The 16,877-nt window shown below is 52.0% G+C and carries 17 protein-coding genes; 13 read left to right on the top strand and 4 right to left on the bottom strand.

Annotated features, from left to right (window positions below; translation table 11 throughout):
• Positions 1-8 precede the first annotated feature (8 nt).
• The 12 genes from ROJ03_RS10905 to ROJ03_RS10850 all read left to right on the top strand — a co-directional run bounded on the left by ROJ03_RS10905 (position 9) and on the right by ROJ03_RS10850 (position 12,345).
• Entirely contained in the window at positions 9-929 is a 921-nt protein-coding gene (locus ROJ03_RS10905) for a carbohydrate ABC transporter permease (RefSeq protein WP_313727085.1), read from the top strand.
• A 54-nt stretch (positions 930-983) separates the two neighbouring features.
• Complete coding sequence (locus tag ROJ03_RS10900; RefSeq protein ID WP_313727084.1) at positions 984-2,564, top strand: extracellular solute-binding protein; 1,581 nt, start codon at positions 984-986, stop codon at positions 2,562-2,564.
• Positions 2,565-2,642: 78 nt separating this feature from the next.
• Positions 2,643-3,758 carry a glycoside hydrolase family 88 protein gene (locus ROJ03_RS10895; RefSeq protein ID WP_313727083.1) on the top strand — a complete coding sequence of 372 codons (1,116 nt, stop codon included), beginning with the start codon at positions 2,643-2,645 and terminating at the stop codon, positions 3,756-3,758.
• 221 nt (positions 3,759-3,979) lie between these two features.
• The gene (locus ROJ03_RS10890; RefSeq protein WP_409530497.1) at positions 3,980-5,026 is read left to right on the top strand and encodes a BMP family protein; all 1,047 of its coding nucleotides are present in this window, start codon (positions 3,980-3,982) and stop codon (positions 5,024-5,026) included.
• A 112-nt stretch (positions 5,027-5,138) separates the two neighbouring features.
• Entirely contained in the window at positions 5,139-6,659 is a 1,521-nt protein-coding gene (locus ROJ03_RS10885) for an ABC transporter ATP-binding protein (RefSeq protein ID WP_313727082.1), read from the top strand.
• Positions 6,656-7,771 (top strand): ABC transporter permease, encoded by a 1,116-nt coding sequence (locus ROJ03_RS10880; RefSeq protein ID WP_313727081.1) that lies wholly within the window; start codon positions 6,656-6,658, stop codon positions 7,769-7,771. Before ROJ03_RS10885 ends, ROJ03_RS10880 begins: the two co-directional genes overlap by 4 nt.
• 1 nt (position 7,772) lies before the next feature.
• Positions 7,773-8,705 (top strand): ABC transporter permease, encoded by a 933-nt coding sequence (locus tag ROJ03_RS10875; protein WP_313727080.1) that lies wholly within the window; start codon positions 7,773-7,775, stop codon positions 8,703-8,705.
• Positions 8,706-8,735: 30 nt separating this feature from the next.
• Complete coding sequence (locus ROJ03_RS10870; protein WP_313727079.1) at positions 8,736-9,566, top strand: purine-nucleoside phosphorylase; 831 nt, start codon at positions 8,736-8,738, stop codon at positions 9,564-9,566.
• Positions 9,554-10,033 carry a cupin domain-containing protein gene (locus tag ROJ03_RS10865; RefSeq protein ID WP_313727078.1) on the top strand — a complete coding sequence of 160 codons (480 nt, stop codon included), beginning with the start codon at positions 9,554-9,556 and terminating at the stop codon, positions 10,031-10,033. The genes ROJ03_RS10870 and ROJ03_RS10865 overlap by 13 nt, the downstream gene beginning before the upstream one ends.
• Entirely contained in the window at positions 10,030-10,737 is a 708-nt protein-coding gene (locus tag ROJ03_RS10860; protein ID WP_313727077.1) for an SDR family NAD(P)-dependent oxidoreductase, read from the top strand. Before ROJ03_RS10865 ends, ROJ03_RS10860 begins: the two co-directional genes overlap by 4 nt.
• Positions 10,738-10,739: 2 nt before the next feature.
• Entirely contained in the window at positions 10,740-11,447 is a 708-nt protein-coding gene (locus tag ROJ03_RS10855) for a metallophosphoesterase (protein ID WP_313727076.1), read from the top strand.
• Entirely contained in the window at positions 11,437-12,345 is a 909-nt protein-coding gene (locus tag ROJ03_RS10850; RefSeq protein WP_313727075.1) for a transcriptional regulator, read from the top strand. Before ROJ03_RS10855 ends, ROJ03_RS10850 begins: the two co-directional genes overlap by 11 nt.
• A gap of 84 nt (positions 12,346-12,429) precedes the next feature.
• On the opposite strand, the gene ROJ03_RS10845 is transcribed toward ROJ03_RS10850, so the two are convergent.
• The 4 genes from ROJ03_RS10845 to ROJ03_RS10830 form a co-directional block, all read right to left on the bottom strand.
• A complete protein-coding gene (locus ROJ03_RS10845) occupies positions 12,430-13,020 on the bottom strand; it encodes an NAD(P)H-dependent oxidoreductase (RefSeq protein ID WP_313727074.1) in 591 nt (196 codons plus the stop codon).
• A gap of 81 nt (positions 13,021-13,101) precedes the next feature.
• A complete protein-coding gene (locus tag ROJ03_RS10840) occupies positions 13,102-13,884 on the bottom strand; it encodes an ATP-binding cassette domain-containing protein (protein WP_313727073.1) in 783 nt (260 codons plus the stop codon).
• 63 nt (positions 13,885-13,947) lie between these two features.
• Positions 13,948-14,697: a FadR/GntR family transcriptional regulator gene (locus ROJ03_RS10835; protein WP_313727072.1), complete on the bottom strand. Its 750-nt coding sequence runs from the start codon at positions 14,695-14,697 to the stop codon at positions 13,948-13,950.
• A gap of 301 nt (positions 14,698-14,998) precedes the next feature.
• The gene (locus ROJ03_RS10830; RefSeq protein WP_313727071.1) at positions 14,999-15,733 is read right to left on the bottom strand and encodes a GntR family transcriptional regulator; all 735 of its coding nucleotides are present in this window, start codon (positions 15,731-15,733) and stop codon (positions 14,999-15,001) included.
• A 571-nt stretch (positions 15,734-16,304) separates the two neighbouring features.
• On the opposite strand from ROJ03_RS10830, the gene ROJ03_RS10825 reads away from it, so the two are divergent.
• Entirely contained in the window at positions 16,305-16,775 is a 471-nt protein-coding gene (locus ROJ03_RS10825) for a hypothetical protein (protein WP_313727070.1), read from the top strand.
• Positions 16,776-16,877 lie beyond the last annotated feature (102 nt).

The following is a 16,877-nucleotide window of genomic DNA, read 5'->3' as shown; positions in this document are numbered from 1 at the left end:
GTTGGCAGATGAAAAAGACTACAGGCTACAGAAGGGTGGGAAACACCTCAGTGGCCATAAAACCGACCAAGGCAGACCACTCCTTCAACTTTCTGGTTGATTTTTTCCTGGCTGTGCTGCTCGTTATCATCGCGGTCCCGCTCTGGAGTACGATAACGCTCTCCTTCAGGCCCAACGACTATATTGGGAATAACCTGCAGGGGATGTTCCTCGCCCCCTGGAACTGGTCGTTCGCTGCCTATAAGGCACTTTTGGGCAACCAGGGCTTCATCCTGGCATTCAAGAACAGCATCCTCATCCTCATCGGGGGAGTGGCTACATCGCTGCTGCTTACCATACCGCTAGCCTACGTGCTCTCCATCACCACCCTGCCAGGGCGAAAATTCCTCAACCTGCTGATCGTTGTGCCCTATGTGTTCAACGTTGGGATGATTCCTTCCTACCTGCTGGTGACCCACCTCGGCTTGATAGACCACCTTGCGGCAATTTTCCTTCCTGGGGCGATCAGCACCTACAACTGCCTGATCATGCGATCCTTCTTTGAAGGGCTTCCCAACGAGCTGAAGGAGTCTGCCCGGATCGATGGCGCTACGGAGATCCAGGTGCTCATCCGAGTCATCCTTCCCCTGTCCAAGGCCATCATCATGACCATCGGCCTCTTCTATGGGGTCTCGTTCTGGAACGACTTCTTCCACGCGATGCTCTATCTCAACGACAACAGCCTGCAGCCCCTGCCAATCCTTCTTAGGAACATCCTGATGGCCAGCGGCATGAACGAGTATGTTGAGGTCAATGCTTTCGGTGATGCCCCCATAGCAGCCATCAAGGCGGCATCGGTATTCATGAGCGCAATCCCGATGGTGATCGCCTATCCGTTCATCCAGAAATATTTTACCAAGGGTACTTTGTTGGGAAGTGTGAAGGGCTAATACCCCATCCCAACGTATAGATACATTGAAGTTTTTCATGAAGGAGGATTTTCCATGAAAAAACATTGCACATCACGAATTGGTATGGCAACTGTTGTGTTGCTTCTCTCCCTCTCCTTGTTTGCACAGGGTACAAAAGAGGAGGTCAAGGCCGCCGGTCCCACATCCGTTGAACTCTGGTACGGGGCAGCCATCACCGAAGCTGGACCACCCCCAGCTGACTGGGTTGGATTCAAGGTCATCAAGGACAAGCTGAACATCGACCTGAAGCTTACCGCCCTCCCTTCCAACGAGAACGACCAGGATGTGAAGATCCAGGCAGCTGCAGCAGCCAACAACCTTCCTGACCTGTTCATGGTTCGCCGTGATGTCCTCAGCCGTCTGGTTCCCCAGGGCCTGGTAGCACCGGTGGATGATCTCTATGCAAAGATGCCAGTCAGGACTGCAGACCACTATGACGCGGTCAGCCAGAACCATGCCCGCATCAACGGCAAGAGCTATGGACTTGCAGATCCCGGTTCGATCAACATGAACGAAGGCCTGCTCATCCGTAAGGATTGGCTCGACAACCTCGGGCTCGCAGTTCCCACCACAACTGATGAGCTGCTGGCTGTCATGCGTGCCTTTACCTTCAACGACCCGGACAAGAACGGGAAGAATGACACCTGGGGCTACGGAGCCTTCCAGGAGATCAACAACTTTGAGGCTTGGCCAGGCAGACGCCTTGAGCCCCTCTTCGGAGCATTTGGTGTCGATGGTACCTGGAGTCTGAAGGAATCCGAAGCCGGCCTCAATGTCCTCAAGGGCGAGTTCTACGATGCAATGGTCTTCCTCAAGAAGATTGTTGATGAAGGAATCATGGATCCCAACTGGCTCTCCTACAAGAAGGATGACTTCAGGGCCGCATGGAAGCAGGGTCGGTTCGGCATCATGCGCGAACAGAATGCTGCATTTGCCGCCCAGGCCAACTATGCACCGTTTGACAAGAACTTCCCGGAAGGCAACTGGATCGTCATCGATCCTCCAAAGGGCCCGACCGGTAAGGCCTCCATCGGTCCCTATACTGCCAACTACCGCATCTATGCGATCAGTGCCAAGGCAGCAAAGGAAGGAAAGGCTGACAAGATCGCCGCTCTTCTGGAATGGATGGCCTCCGATGAAGGCTACTACCTGCTCGGATGGGGCGTGGAAGGGGTGAACTACACCAAGGATGCAGATGGCATTCCTGTGGCAAAGGGCCTTGCCGATCCTAACCTTGCATTCTCCGCACCTGGTGGACAGACGGTCACCCAGCTGAGGAACATGGTCTTCTACAATGGCGACATCGAGCTCTATGCCCGCTATCCCCTGTACGTTACCGAGACAAGCAAGAAGGAGATGTCTGCCCTTACCGTCATGCGCGAGATGCAGACCAAGGCCTGGACAGCTCAGATCGGGTCCGACACCCTTCCTATTCCCAATGCAGACCTGAAGCGTTTCTACGAGCAGGGCTTGAGCGAATTCATCACCGGAAAGAGGGTACTCAATCCCGCCAACTGGGCAAAATGGATTGACGAGTTCAAGAAGCTTGGTGGACAGGAGTGGAATGACAAGGGCGTTGCCTTTGCAAAGGAAAACAATCTACTCACCCGATAATTTTGTAGGCAGGAGATCAACTGCTCCCGTATGGGGGCAGCTGATCATCACCTAAGATACTTTGAGTAAGGAAATAACATGAACTCTGGTGAAAACCTCTCGCTTGCCATGGCTAGAAGTGTGGCTCGTCGTTATACCAAAGATATGATGCGTTGGCACTATGAACATGGGTTGGTAATACAGGCCTGTCTTGCAGTAGGGGAGACGTTGCATCTCCAGGAGTTCTATCCCTGGGCATATGGGATGTATGACCCTTTCGTAGCTGCAGATGGGACAATCGCGACCTATCGTCAGGGTGAGTACAATCTCGATCAGATCAATGCAGGGCGGAACCTCTTTCTTCTGTATGAGAAGAGTGGGGAAGAACGATTTCTCCTTGCCGCAAAGAATCTGAGAAAGCAATTGGACGAACAACCTCGGACCTTGAGCGGGGTGTTCTGGCATAAGGAGATCTATCCTTGGCAGATCTGGCTCGATGGGCTCTACATGCAGGGTCCGTTCAATGCACAGTTTGCCAAGCTCTCTGGCAGAGGGGCCGATTTTGACGACCTGGCCAACCAGATCCAGACGGTCTACCAGACCCTGAAGGACCCCAAAACAGGATTGCTCTACCATGCCTATGATGAATCGAGGGGCATGAGGTGGTCTGACCTCTCTACAGGCCTCTCTCCCCATGTCTGGGGAAGGGCCCTTGGCTGGTTCTGCATGGCCTTGGTGGATATCCTGGATTTCCTCCCTCCCGACCATCCGAAACGGGAGAGTCTCCATGCAATCCTTCGTTCGACCCTGGGTTCTGTCTTGGCTTTCCAGGATGGTTCCGGGTTGTGGTACCAGGTTATTGATAAGCCAGAGGTGGGCGGCAACTATCTTGAGGCCTCCTGCACGAGCATGTTCTGCTACGTCCTGTTCAAGGCCGTACGGGTGGGCATCGTCGTGGATGCGAGGCAAAAAGAGAGCTTTCTCAAACAGGCCAGATTGGCTTTGAAAGGCCTGAAGGAGACCTATCTGAGGCAGGACGACCAGGGCTCTCTCCATCTTGGAGGGATCTGCTCGGTAGCCGGTCTTGGAGGCAATCCTTACAGGGACGGTTCGTTCCCCTACTATATCTCTGAGGCTGTGGTAGAGGATGACTTTAAGGGCGTAGGTGCCTTTATCCTGGCCGCCTTAGAGGCAGAACATGCAGAAAAGGGGTAATCCCTTTTTGGATTTCTGAAAGAAAAAAGAGGGAACCCTCTATACAAGTAGTTGTATCAGTACAGAATATGCGCTTTTCCTCAATTTCTATTTCGTTTTCTTTATTTGACATTGGCAGATGGTGATTGTAGAATGGGGACGTGACGACTCTTTATATTCACATTCGAAACATAGGAGAAAACGTAATGAAGAAACTGACTGTTGCACTCTGTATCTTCCTCATGCTTGGTTCCATGGCATTTGCCCAGGGATCAGGTGAGGCTGCTGGAAAAAGCAATCTTCGCGTTGGAATGGTAACTGATGCAGGTACTATTGATGATAAATCCTTCAATCAGGGAACCTGGGAAGGTATCAAGCGTGCTGGTGTTGACTATGGTCTTGATATCAAGTATCTCAAGCCAGCTGGTACAACCGAAGCCGATTACCTCAAGGAAATTGGCAACCTCGTAGATGCTGGGTACAATTTGATCATCTGCCCAGGATTCAAGTTTGAGACCACCCTGTTTGAGGCTCAGGACAAGTATCCCAAGGTAAAGTTCGTCATTCTTGATGGCGAGCCCCACTCTGCAGACTACTCCACCTTCCGCATCGAGAAGAACGTTGTAGGTGTCTATTGGGCAGAGCATGAATCCGGCTTCCTTGCTGGTTTCGCAGCAGCCCTTCAGATGAAGGATGCTGAGTTTGGTTTTGTTGGCGGAATGGAAATTCCCGCTGTCCAGAAGTTCAACTGGGGCTTCCAGCAGGGCGTGAAATATGCAAATGCAAATTTCGGTACCAAGATTGTCATGAAACAGGAAAACAACCTCTATCAGGGTTCCTTTGACAACGTCAGTGCCGGTCAGCAGATTGCAGCTTCCATGTACGACAAGGGTGTAAAGGTTATCTTTGCAGCAGCCGGCGGTGTCGGTGTTGGCGTCATCAATGAAGCCAAGAACCGTGTCGCAGCTGGAAAGGAAGTATGGGTCATCGGTGTTGATGTCGACCAGTACAACGAAGGCGTGATGAGCGCTGGTGGAAAGTCCATCATCCTTACCTCAGCAATGAAATACCTCGACCGCGCATCCTATGACATGATCAAGGCTGAGCTCAATGGTCAGTTCCCTGGTGGTTCTATCCTCCATCTTGATGCAACAAACGACGGTGTCGGAATTCCTGTGAGCAACCCGAACCTGTCCCAGAGCGTCACCGATGAGGTTGCCAAGCTTTATGCAAAGATGAAGAGTGGTGAAGTCAAGGTCGCAGCAGCTAATGACGGCCTTTTCAAATAAGGTCCGCTATCTGTCCTAATTACAAGGGTCACCATACAAAGGTGACCCTTGTGTGCTATTATAGCCCATTATTATCCTACACGCGCTGCGTGTCCTCATAGGGAGTCCACCAATGAGTCATGTTATTGAGATGCTAAACATCCGCAAGGAGTTCCCGGGTATTGTCGCCAACGATGATATCACCCTGCAGGTAGAGCAAGGGGAGATCCACGCAATTCTCGGTGAGAATGGTGCGGGGAAATCTACCCTGATGAGTATCCTTTTCGGCTTGTACCATGCCGATAGGGGCCAGATCAAGGTCAAGGGAAGGGAAGTCCACATATCCAGCCCCAACGATGCCAACGACTTGGGTATCGGGATGGTGCATCAGCACTTCCAGCTGGTACACCCCTTTACGGTTACAGAGAACATTATCCTCGGAAAAGAAGGTCACTTCTTCCTCGATCGCCGTTCGGCTGCGAAGAAGATCAAGGCCCTTTCTGAGAAATACGGGTTGAACATCGACCCAGATATGATTATTGAAGACATAACGGTCGGCATGCAACAGCGCGTCGAAATCCTCAAGATGCTCTATCGCGATGCAGAGATCCTTATATTTGATGAGCCCACTGCCGTGCTTACCCCCCAGGAGATCGATGACCTGATGCAGATCATGCGCAACCTGGTCTCTGAAGGAAAGAGTGTAATCCTCATTACCCATAAGCTCAACGAAATCAAGGCCGTCGCAGACCGGTGTACCATCATACGCCGAGGAAAGCTCATCGGGGTGGTGGATGTGAAGAAGACATCCCAGGCTGAAATGGCCTCCATGATGGTCGGTCGTCCTGTCAGCTTCAAGGTCGACAAGAAGCCTGCCCAGGTAGGGAGGGTCATCCTTGAACTGTACGACCTGAAGGTCATGAACAACAAGAAGACCCTTGGGGTAAAGGGCATCAACCTTTCGGTCAAGAGTGGGGAAATCGTGGGAATTGCCGGTGTCGATGGAAACGGCCAGACCGAGCTGATCGAGGCAATAACCGGCCTGCGTCAGGTTGAGAGCGGAACCATCGTCCTCGATGGTAATGACATCACCAATGCCCCTATTCGCAAACGCAACGAGGTTGGGCTGGGACACATTCCCGAGGACAGGCAGAAGCGGGGCCTTGTCATGGAGAACTCGCTGTTCAACAACGTCGCCATCAAGGAGTTCTATCACGCTCCTTTCAGCAAGCATGGGATACTCGATGACGAGTACCTCAAGCAGTATGCCCAGGATGTCATCACGCAGTTTGATGTCCGTAGCGGAGAGGGTATCTATTCGCTTGCAGGAAAACTGTCCGGTGGAAACCAGCAAAAACTCATTGTCGGGCGTGAGGTTGTCTCGGACCCCGAGCTGCTCATAGCCGTGCAGCCGACCCGCGGCCTTGATGTGGGTGCTATCGAATACATCCACTCCCAACTGATTGCCCACCGTGACAAGGGCCATGCGGTACTGCTGGTATCGTTTGAATTGGATGAGATCTTCAATCTCTCCGACAGGATTGCCGTCATGAATTCAGGGGAACTGATCGACATCGTGAAGACCAGTGAGACCGATGAGAGTGCTGTCGGCCTGATGATGGCGGGTGTTAAGCGCAAGGAAGGTGGACAATGAGCGAAATAGAAAACAAAGAAATGAAGAGCAATGCCTTCCTCGTTGCCATCAGTGCGGTGGTTCTGGGCCTCATTGCAGGGGCTGTGTTGATGGCACTTATCGGAAGCAACCCCTTTACTGGATTCTGGTTCTTGTTCCGTGGCGGGCTTATGAACATCGAGAGGGTCGGAAACACCCTCGCTACTGCCACCAACCTCATGTTGGTCGGTCTTTCGGTAGCCTTTGCCTTCAGGACCGGGCTGTTCAACATCGGTGCCTCCGGCCAGATGCTTGTCGGCGGGTTGTGTGCCACCCTGGTTGCCCACCATGTCTTTTTGCCCCGTCCCCTCTACCTGGTCGTACTCATCCTCTCCGGTCTCCTCGGTGGAGCTGTCTGGGGAATAATTCCTGGCTTCCTCAAGGCCAAGTTCAATGTCCATGAGGTTGTTGCAACCATCATGATGAACTGGATAGCCTACTGGTCGGTCTACTACTTTGTCCCTGCCTACCTGAAGGGACCTTCCTTGGAAACAGAGTCGGCAAGCATTGCCATCGAGCAGACCTTACGCTCCCCGTGGCTGACCAAGCTGTTCCCCGGTTCCTACATAAACCTGGGATTCCTGGTAGCCATAGCCTCGGTTATCATCATCAAGTTCATCCTTGACAAGACAACCCTGGGCTTTGAATTGAAGGCTGTGGGTTCCAACAGGTTCTGTGCCGAATATGCAGGCATCAGGGTAAACAAGAATGTGGTCCTCTCCATGATGATTGCAGGAGGTCTGGCCGGTCTGGCCGGTCTCTCCTTCTATACCGGCTACTCACGGAACATGCAGATCGGTGTCCTTCCTTCACAAGGGTTTGACGGGATTGCGGTAGCCTTGCTGGGTGCAAGCAATCCTCTTGGGGTGCTTTTCAGCTCGCTGTTCTTCGGGGTGCTTCAGTCAGGCAAGGGATTCATGAACGCCATGACCAAGGTCCCCCCTGAGATTGCCGATACCATCATCTCGGTCATCATCTACTTTACGGCAACCAGTGTCCTCTTCAAGCGTCTCTGGGAGGCACTGTTCAAGATCCTCTCCCGGAAAAAAGCGGTGAGGGATGCCAAGCCTACCAACAACAAGGAGGTGAAATAATATGTGGTTAACCCTTACCCGTATCTTTCCCTACGCCATAGCCTATACCATCCCGATGCTGGTCACCTCCCTCGGAGGCCTCTACAGTGAACGAAGCGGGGTGACGAACATTGGCCTTGAAGGCCTGATGCTCGTCGGATATTTTGCTACAGCCATTACCATCAAGCTTACCGAGGCTACCTTGGGGATCAACGCCCTGGCCCTTGGGGTGATGGTGGGCGTGCTCGCTGGGGCAGTCTTCTCCCTGCTGCATGCCTTCGCTTCCATCAACCTGAAGGCCGACCAGATCATCAGCGGTACTGCCATCAACATGTTGGCCTCTGCCCTTACCGTCTACCTTGCCCGTACCATCTCCGGAAGCGGAAACGTGCGGATCCTCATGGGTATTGTCCGTAAGAACATTCCTGTGCTCTCCAGGATTCCCATCCTAGGGCCCCTGTTCTTTAGCCAGACCTATTGGACAACCTGGCTCTGTCTGCTCATCTGGGGCCTCTCCTGGATCCTTCTCTACAAGACCTCCTTTGGCCTACGGCTCAGGGCTTGTGGGGAACACCCTTCGGCAGTCGCCTCTGCAGGTGTCAATGTGCACATGATGCGCTACTTCGGGGTCATCATGAGCGGCTCCCTTGCCGGCCTTGGCGGGTCTGTCATCCTGATCACCTACTCAGGGGAGTTCAACGGGACTGTAGCCGGTCTTGGTTTTCTCTCCCTTGCCGCCCTGATCTTCGGACAGTGGAAACCCCTTGGCATTTTGGGTGCTACCTTCTTTTTCGGAATAGCCACCACCATTGCCAACGTCTCCCAGGTCATCCCTTCGCTGAACATAGTGCCACCGGTAGTATTCAAGATATTCCCCTATGTGGCGACACTGCTTGCCTTGGTGTTGTTCTCCAAGAAGTCGGCGGCGCCCAAGGCGGCTGGTGATACGTTCTGACCTGCTATACAACTGATAATTGGAGGATATATGGAGAATCTCAAGGAAAAGATGCAAGAGGCTGCGATGTACATCACCTCACGTATTGGTGAGGAGCCTGTTTTGATCGGCATGGTACTTGGCAGTGGGTTGGGGGATCTGGCCGAGCAGTTGGAGGACCGCATCTACATCTCCTACAAGGATGTCCCCTTCTTTCCCGTATCCACGGTCTTTGGACACAAGGGCCGGTTGGTCGTGGGAACGCTGGAGGGCAAGCGTGTCATGTGCATGCAGGGCCGCTTCCACTACTATGAGGGCTATGGAATGGACCAGGTGGTGTTTCCCATCCAGGTCATGCATGCCCTTGGGATCAAGGACCTGTTGGTAACCAACGCTGCAGGTGGGGTCAACACCTCCTTCAAGGTGGGCGACCTCATGTTGATCACCGACCATATCAAGCTTATTGCCGACAGCCCGATGCGCGGGCCGAACTATGATGACCTGGGCCCCCGTTTCTTTGACATGACCGGCACCTATGACAAGTCCCTTATGGCCATTGCAAGAAAAGAGGCCGCTTCCTTGGGTATGACCCTGCAGGAAGGTATCTACATGTTCTTTGCCGGCCCCTCCTTCGAGACTCCTGCAGAGGTTCGTGCAGCAAGGATCCTTGGATCCGATGCCGTGGGCATGTCCACGGTCCCGGAAGCCATTGCGGCAAGCCATATGCGCATGAGGGTGTTGGGTATCAGCTGCATCACCAATATGGCCGCAGGAATTCTGCAGCAACCCCTCAACCATGAGGAGGTGATGGAGACCGGGGAGTTGGTCAAGGAAGGCTTTGGAAACCTGATCCGTAGGGTCACCCGCCAATGGCCGTTCTAGAGGAAGAGGTTCGCCACCTCATACAGAAGCTCGGCCTTGAGAGGCTTGAAGGCGAAGGTGGGTACTTTCGCAAGTACTATACCCACCGGAGCGGTTCTGCCATCTTGGGGGGGACGATCTACTACCTGGTAACGGAGGATAGCTTCTCGTCCCTGCACTGGTTGCCAACCGATGAGCTCTGGTATTTTTTGCAGGGGTCCAGGCTTGAGCAGCTGGTGCTCTATCCTGACGGAAGGCATAGCCTTACCTTGCTTGGTCCTGTTGGGGAAGCTGTAGCACCCCTTTCCCTCGTCCCCGGGGGATGCTATCAGGGGACAAGGTTGTTGGAGGGGGGATATGCCCTCTGTGCAACCACCATGTGCCCGCCCTATGACCCCGATCGCTATGTGCAGGGCACAAAGGCCCTGTTGGATGACTATCCAACGTGCACTCGTCTTGTGGATTTCCTACGCGAGGAGGATCGATGAGGACAGTTTTGGTTACCGGTGGAACAAGCAATTTGGGAGAGGCTATCTGCAGGCAGTTCATCCATGCCGGGGATTCTGTGATCTGCACCTACGCCCATAGCAAGGAGAGGGCGGAACAGCTGAGAGAGGAACTTGGGCCAAAACTGACCATCATGGCCCTGGACCTGCTCAAAGAGGAGAGTGTCACCGATCTTTTTTCCAGACTGCACAGCCTCGATGTCCTGGTAAACAACAGCGGCCTCTTTACCCTTGGCGAGCAGCAGAGCCTGTCCACCTCCGACTGGGATAGGGTATTTGATACCAATGTGAAGGGTCTTTTCCTGGTTACCCGGGGAGCCATTCCTCTGCTCAAGCAGTCCAGGCAGGCCAGCATCATCAATATCGCCTCAATACATGCCCTGCACCCTGGCTTTGGCCTGACAGCCCACTACGATGCCTCCAAAGGTGCGGTCGTCTCCTATACCAGGAGCCTTGCTGCCGAACTTGCACCCGCCATACGGGTCAATGCAGTTGCCCCGGGCCTGCTTGATGCCCCCTACCTCCATGAAGGGGAAAACCCTGTGGTAGAGATGTTTGAGCAGCGCGCACTGCTCAAGCGGATGGTGAAGGCGGAGGAGGTCGCCTCCTGTGTCCGTTTCCTCTCCGACTCCCCTGCGATAACGGCAGAGGTCATAACCGTAGACTGTGGATACCTGGTGGGATAGCCATGAAAATACTCTGTATCTCCGATGAGACCGACCCCCTGATCTACTCCAAGAACATCGTATCGCGGTATGGGGATGTCGACCTGGTACTGGCAGCGGGGGACCTCCCGCTCAAGTACTACGAGTTCATCATATCGTCGCTGAACAAGCCTCTCTATTTTGTGTTCGGAAACCATAACCTGGAGTTTTTGCACCAGTTTACCTCTTCCTCGGCGATCGTGCAGTACGGATACTCTGACGGAAAGGGCGAGGTACAGGTGCTTCCAGCCTTTGGTGGTGACTTTGTCGACGGGAAGGTTGTCTATGACAAGCGCAACAAGCTCATCATCGCAGGCCTCGGCGGGGCGATGCGCTACAACAAGGGGAAGCACCAGTTCACCGAGCGTGAGATGTTCTTCAGGGTGATGAAGATGGTTCCCCACCTCCTCTTCAACCGACTCTTCCGTGGCAGGTATCTGGACATCCTGCTAACCCATGCGGCCCCCCTGGGGTTGGGTGACGATTCCGACCGCTGCCATCAGGGGTTTGCCACATTTCTGACCTTTATGGAGTGGTTCAAGCCTACATACCTGTTGCACGGGCATATTCACTTGCATGACCTCAACGCAAACCGGCATACTGTCTTCAAGGAAACCAAGATTATCAACGTCTTCCAGAACTACATGCTGGAGGACCCTTCACTAGGAAAGGATAGTGCCAATGGGAATTGATATGTCCAACCAAGCCCGTGAGGATTTTGAGAAAGCCCGTTCACGGGGAAGGATGCAGTCCCTGATGGGCAGCCTTGCCTGGAAGAATACGGACCTGCTCTCCCTCTATGCGGTCACCGAGATGATCAAGCCAAAGAATGAGACCTATCTGGGGATGAGGACCATCTCTGTAGCCAAGATCATCGGCAGTGAGGGAAGGTACCAGGACTTTACCCTGGCTTTCTATCCGAAGAAGGAACTGCTCCGATCGCGCTGGCAATCCATAGACAGGGCTGCCAAGGAGTATGTGATCCTCCCTCCCATCTCTGTCTATCAGGTAGGGGACTGGTATTTTGTGCGCGATGGGAACCACCGCGTCTCGGTGGCAAAGACCCAAGGGGTCGAGTTCATCGATGCCGAGGTTGTCCGCCTGGACACGGAAATCCCCCTTGAGCCCGGACTGACCATGAAACAGCTGGCCAAACGGGTTGTCGCCTACGAGCGGGAGCGGTTCATCGAACAGTATACCCCCTCCTTTCTTCCCATGGACCAGATTGCCTTTACCTCCCCCGGTTCCTATCCGGAGATGGTCAACCACATCCTTGTGCACAAGTACTACCTCAATGAGGGAAAGGAAGAGGAGCTGAGTTTTGAGACGGCAGCCCGTTCGTGGTACCGCACTGTCTACTCGCCAATCGTTGAGGAGATTCGTCGGTCAAAGCTTCTTGCTTCCTTTCCGGGAAATACCGAGAGTGACCTCTATATGTGGATAGTACGCCATTGGGACAATCTCAAGCATATGAGTGGTAGCCATGAGGTCTCCATCGAGAGTGCCACCAACGACTACAAGGCCCGCTACGGTAGGGGCCGGCTCTTGCGTTGGGTCAACAGGATCAAGGGGTTTTTCTCCAAGGAATAGGAAACCAGTTCCATAGCATGAAACAAAGAAAGGAAGCGGTCAACGGCCGCTTCCTTTTCGATGAAACCAGGTATGGAGATCTCTCTACTCCTGGATGTATGCACTCAGGATGTCTGCATAGGTCTCCATCTCCTTGCCAAGGCGGTCGCTAGGACGGATGGAATCCTCTTTTCCTGCCAGATGTACGAGGCCGGCGACAGGCTGGTCGTAGCTGTCAAGGTCCTCATGGACACCATAGGGAATGTGGAGCATCCCCATGCTCTGTGCCCAGTAGATCATGGCGCTGAGGGTGTGGGCCCCTTCACAGGTGGAGTGGGAACAGCTGGTGAAACAGGCAAAGAACTTGCTTTCGAGGCTCTGGTCCTTGCTGAGGGGGACTGTGGTGTCAAGGAAGGTCTTCATCTCCGCTGTGGTATTTCCAAAACGGGTAGGGCTACCCAGGATGATCATGTCACTTTTGAGGAGGGTCGAGGTGTTTGCTACGGGAAGGGCAAGAATATCCTCATAGAAATCATTGGTGGTTTCTTGGGTGTTCGCCCAGATGTGCAGGTCGGGATCCTCAACACGGTAGAGCCTCGCATCGACGTTGCGCTCCATCATGAGTTCCTGAAGATAGGAACCGATGATGAAACAGTTGCCGCTTACACTGTGAATTATTATGGAACAACGCTTCATAGGTAGACCTCGCTTGTTATGTTCTTATGAGAAATATACTACAAAAAAGAGGAGACGTGGGAAAAAACAGAGAATAGCAGATTAGCACCAGGCTGTGAAGAGTCCTTCCCTTTTGTCGATGAAGACCTTCGAGCCATATACCGCAGAGAGGACATCCTCGCGTATGATCTCTTCCTTGGGACCGTCTGCCACGATCTTCCCCTTGCTCATGACCACCACGCGAGCGATGGCTGGGATGATCTCGCTCAGTTCATGGGTTGCAAGGATGAGTGTCTTTCCTTCCCTGTCCAGCTGCTCGAGGGAAGAGCGGTAGAGGTGACGGGAGGGGAAGTCGAGGTTGGCCCCAGCTTCGTCGAGCAGCATTACCTGGGGGTCGTGCACACTTGCCCGGCAGAGGAGCACCCGTCTTGCCTCGCCAGAGGAGAGGCGGTTCATCTGCTTCTCCTCCAGAGGCCAGACACCATAGGTTTTCATGGTCGCTTCCACCTTCAGAAGCTGCCCTTCTGTAACCTGGTGATGGAAGTCCAGCCCTATGGAGCTGAAGAAGCCCGATGCCACGATTTCCCAGGCTTTATAGGTGCTATTGCACAGGTACTGCAGCGACTGGGAGACGATGCCGAGCTGCTTTCTCAGTTCCAGGACCTGCCATCGTGGTTGCCCAAAGAGGATTCGCTTGGAGAGGGGGTTGTACAAGGGGTGGATCTCTTCACTGATGACCTGGACCAGGGTGCTTTTCCCCGCCCCGTTGGGTCCGATTATTGCTACATGCTCGCCTCTGGTAACCGAAAAGGAGACATCGTCAAGAATTGGTCTGCCTTGTCTTCGTACTGTTGCATGTGCAATCTCAATGATCCGTTCACCCATAAAAAATGCCTCCTGTGTGGACTATACCACAGGGGAGGCATCTTGCTGAAGGACCGGCCTCAGTTAGGCGTAGGCAACCGCGCTATCGTCAGGATAGCGGTCAATTACCTTGTTCTCCAAAGTGGTGAGGGTAACCAGCACAAGGGCTACGGCGAGGTCTGTCTGCCCGTTTTGGAGAGCTTCACAAAGATAGGAGTAATCACGGACACGCTTTTCGATTTGGGCAGGGGTGAATTTGATGGCATTGAGGGCTGTGACTAGCATGGGAGCCAGGTTGTCATAGATGCAGATGAGGATCTGGTTCCCGTTTGCATTGATGAGGATCTGGTGGAACTCATTCTCTGCATCCTGGAACATCTTGAGCCCCTGGGCATCTTTCTTGAAAATTTTGGGTAGGGCTGCCTCCATGGTGTTGCTTGCACGCCAAAGCTGGGCAAGATAGGCCTCACGGTCCTGGAGCCTGGTGAACTCCCTTGCGGCACTGGTGGCAACTGAGATACGTACCTGCATAAGGTTTCTCATGAGTTTGCCGGTACTTATGGGGCTGTTGACGAGGGTAGTGGATAGGGACTCCACGTATTGGTCGAGGTTGTTGCTACGGATCTGCGCACGACGACCTTGGGTGATGATTACCAGGCCCTTTGCCTCAAGAAGCTTCAACGCTTCCCGGATCGGACGGCTCGAAGTCTGGAATTGCTCTGCCAGCAGTTGTTGTGATGGCAGGAAAGTTCCACTTTTCAGGGTGTTATCGAGTATCATTGTTTCAAGCGCAGTGGCTATTCTGGTTGATTTGGTTTCTGAAAGATAATTCATTAAAATATCCCTTTTCAATACAAGCTATGTACAAACTTAAGATGTCATAAGTTCTATGTTGTATCCTATTATTAAGGTAACCTGTATCGTAACTTTTTGCAATAGCAAGATATCAAAAATATTATATATGTCATCAGTTGTATCTAGTATAAGAAAATAGATGCATATACCATACCTTTGACATATGAATTTATGCATAAGGGAAGGTATATTTCTCGTAAATATATATGGTTATGATCATGGGAAGGGATAAAAACAGGGGAGCTAGAAGCTCCCCTGCTGTTGATGGAATAAGGATGTACTAGAGCTTGAGCTGCTCGAACTTGTCCTTGATGTTGGTCAGGTTGACCAGGGTAAGTGCTACGGCCAGGTCGGTCTGCCCATTTTCAAGGGCCTCAACCAGGTAACGATACTCGTTGACCTTCTTGCGCTGCTCGTTGAAGGATTCCGGAAGGCGGTCAAGTGCTGCGTAGAGTTGGGGGGCAAGGTTTTCGTAAATGCTGCTGAGGATGACGTTGTCATTTGACTTGATCAGGGCAGCATGGAATTCGAAATCGATCTGCTTGAACCGGTTGATGGCCTCGATGTCCTTTCCCGATTCCAGGGAGGGTAGCATCTGCTCCATCTTGGTGCAGCTGCGGTCGAGGGAGCGGACGATGAGCATTCTGCTGGGGTCGCGGGAGAGCTCCCTGGTAGCAGAGACCTCAATGGTCGTCCTTACCTGCATGAGGTCGGTCAGCAGCTTCTTGTCAGGTGCTTGCTTGCTGATCATGGACATGGAGAGGGACTCAACGAACTGGTCGAGGTTGTTGCTCTTTACGATGGCCTTCTTTCCCTGGGTAACTTCAATGAGTCCTTTGGCCTCAAGGTTCTTGAAGGCTTCTCGGACACTTCTGCTGCTTGCAGAGAACTGTTGGGCGAGGGTGTGCTGGCTGGGGAGGTTTTCCCCTGCCTTATATTTTTTGGACAGAATCATCTCTTCGAGCTGATTAGCTATCATGGTTGATTTTGTTTCGGAAGCAATCGGCATTATCATTCTTATGTATCCTCATGGTTTTGGTCTCTGGTTAGGAGACGTAAATAGATAACCTCTTACATTTGTAAGGTTTCACCTAGATAGTATCCTGTTTCAAGGGGAATTACAATGCAAAGATGTGAGGATATGTTAGAAGTTTGGGCGTGGTTGCATAAGGATATCTGCTAAAACGATTAGGGAATATTCATTCCAATCCTTTTCTGAAAAGAAGGTTATGAAGAGATCTATACAGTAGGAGCACTATTCAGAGGTGCCTGGTACTTATTGCAAATTGACATAAGGATAGAACTGTTGGTTTTTGGGAGAAGTTGGCTATATGAGGTTTTGGACAAAAAAGAATTACCTTAAGGATGTCATAAGATGAAAACATGTAAATCTATATATAAAAATAAATAAATAGGAATAAACAAAAAATCAATATTATTTTATTGTAAAACTGAATGCGTTCTTGACATAAGTTTCTCAATGGCGCTATAGTTAGGTATAGATGAGCGGAAAGAACTTGCACACTTTCTCGGAGGAAACCATCAATACTATGAAAAAGAATTTTCTAGTCATATATATATTTTTGTTGGCAATGTCACTTGGGGCTGTAGGCAGCTCGACGTCGGTGAGCATCAGGCTGACCACCTCGGTTCCTGGGTATCTGATCCATGGATTCCTGACTGCTCCTTCTGAAGCCACCTTTGAAGAGAGCCCAACGGTCAATGATGCCTTCAATCCTAACGGGGCAGTGCTGAACTATGGCATCAAGACAAACACTCCCATTCCCTTGATCGTAAATGCGACGATTTCTGATTTCGAGCAGCAGGATGTTGTCAACCCCGCAATGATACCGGTTAGTGAGGTAAAGGTTGGCTCCACTCCTGCAACCTATAACAGCGGAGATGGCAATTTCCATCTGTTGAATTTTACCCCAACTCCAGGAACCATCTTTTATGCATATACCCTTACCATATTGGTTGACCAAGCCTTGGTTAACAGTTCTCCGGTAGGAAGCTACAAGTCAACAGTCTCCATCGCTATTGAGACCGACCAATAGTACCAAGATACAAAAGATGAAACACGAGGTGTCCGAAAGGGCACCTTTTTTCATAAAAGTCTCTATAAGTACGCAATCGATATGACAAGAGTAGGGGTATGT

It is taken from the genome of Sphaerochaeta sp. PS (genome assembly GCF_032144095.1).
Classification (GTDB): domain Bacteria; phylum Spirochaetota; class Spirochaetia; order Sphaerochaetales; family Sphaerochaetaceae; genus Sphaerochaeta.
This window is presented reverse-complemented; position numbering and strand designations above follow the sequence as displayed.

What these genes read in the sequence shown, in the direction of transcription:
- ROJ03_RS10905 (WP_313727085.1), top strand. Translation starts at nt 9, where the DNA reads ATGAAAAAGACTACAGGCTACAGAAGGGTGGGAAACACCTCAGTGGCC.
- ROJ03_RS10900 (WP_313727084.1), top strand. Translation starts at nt 984, where the DNA reads ATGAAAAAACATTGCACATCACGAATTGGTATGGCAACTGTTGTGTTG.
- ROJ03_RS10895 (WP_313727083.1), top strand. Translation starts at nt 2,643, where the DNA reads ATGAACTCTGGTGAAAACCTCTCGCTTGCCATGGCTAGAAGTGTGGCT.
- ROJ03_RS10890 (WP_409530497.1), top strand. Translation starts at nt 3,980, where the DNA reads ATGCTTGGTTCCATGGCATTTGCCCAGGGATCAGGTGAGGCTGCTGGA.
- ROJ03_RS10885 (WP_313727082.1), top strand. Translation starts at nt 5,139, where the DNA reads ATGAGTCATGTTATTGAGATGCTAAACATCCGCAAGGAGTTCCCGGGT.
- ROJ03_RS10880 (WP_313727081.1), top strand. Translation starts at nt 6,656, where the DNA reads ATGAGCGAAATAGAAAACAAAGAAATGAAGAGCAATGCCTTCCTCGTT.
- ROJ03_RS10875 (WP_313727080.1), top strand. Translation starts at nt 7,773, where the DNA reads ATGTGGTTAACCCTTACCCGTATCTTTCCCTACGCCATAGCCTATACC.
- ROJ03_RS10870 (WP_313727079.1), top strand. Translation starts at nt 8,736, where the DNA reads ATGGAGAATCTCAAGGAAAAGATGCAAGAGGCTGCGATGTACATCACC.
- ROJ03_RS10865 (WP_313727078.1), top strand. Translation starts at nt 9,554, where the DNA reads ATGGCCGTTCTAGAGGAAGAGGTTCGCCACCTCATACAGAAGCTCGGC.
- ROJ03_RS10860 (WP_313727077.1), top strand. Translation starts at nt 10,030, where the DNA reads ATGAGGACAGTTTTGGTTACCGGTGGAACAAGCAATTTGGGAGAGGCT.
- ROJ03_RS10855 (WP_313727076.1), top strand. Translation starts at nt 10,740, where the DNA reads ATGAAAATACTCTGTATCTCCGATGAGACCGACCCCCTGATCTACTCC.
- ROJ03_RS10850 (WP_313727075.1), top strand. Translation starts at nt 11,437, where the DNA reads ATGGGAATTGATATGTCCAACCAAGCCCGTGAGGATTTTGAGAAAGCC.
- ROJ03_RS10845 (WP_313727074.1), bottom strand. Translation starts at nt 13,020, where the DNA reads ATGAAGCGTTGTTCCATAATAATTCACAGTGTAAGCGGCAACTGTTTC.
- ROJ03_RS10840 (WP_313727073.1), bottom strand. Translation starts at nt 13,884, where the DNA reads ATGGGTGAACGGATCATTGAGATTGCACATGCAACAGTACGAAGACAA.
- ROJ03_RS10835 (WP_313727072.1), bottom strand. Translation starts at nt 14,697, where the DNA reads ATGAATTATCTTTCAGAAACCAAATCAACCAGAATAGCCACTGCGCTT.
- ROJ03_RS10830 (WP_313727071.1), bottom strand. Translation starts at nt 15,733, where the DNA reads ATGATAATGCCGATTGCTTCCGAAACAAAATCAACCATGATAGCTAAT.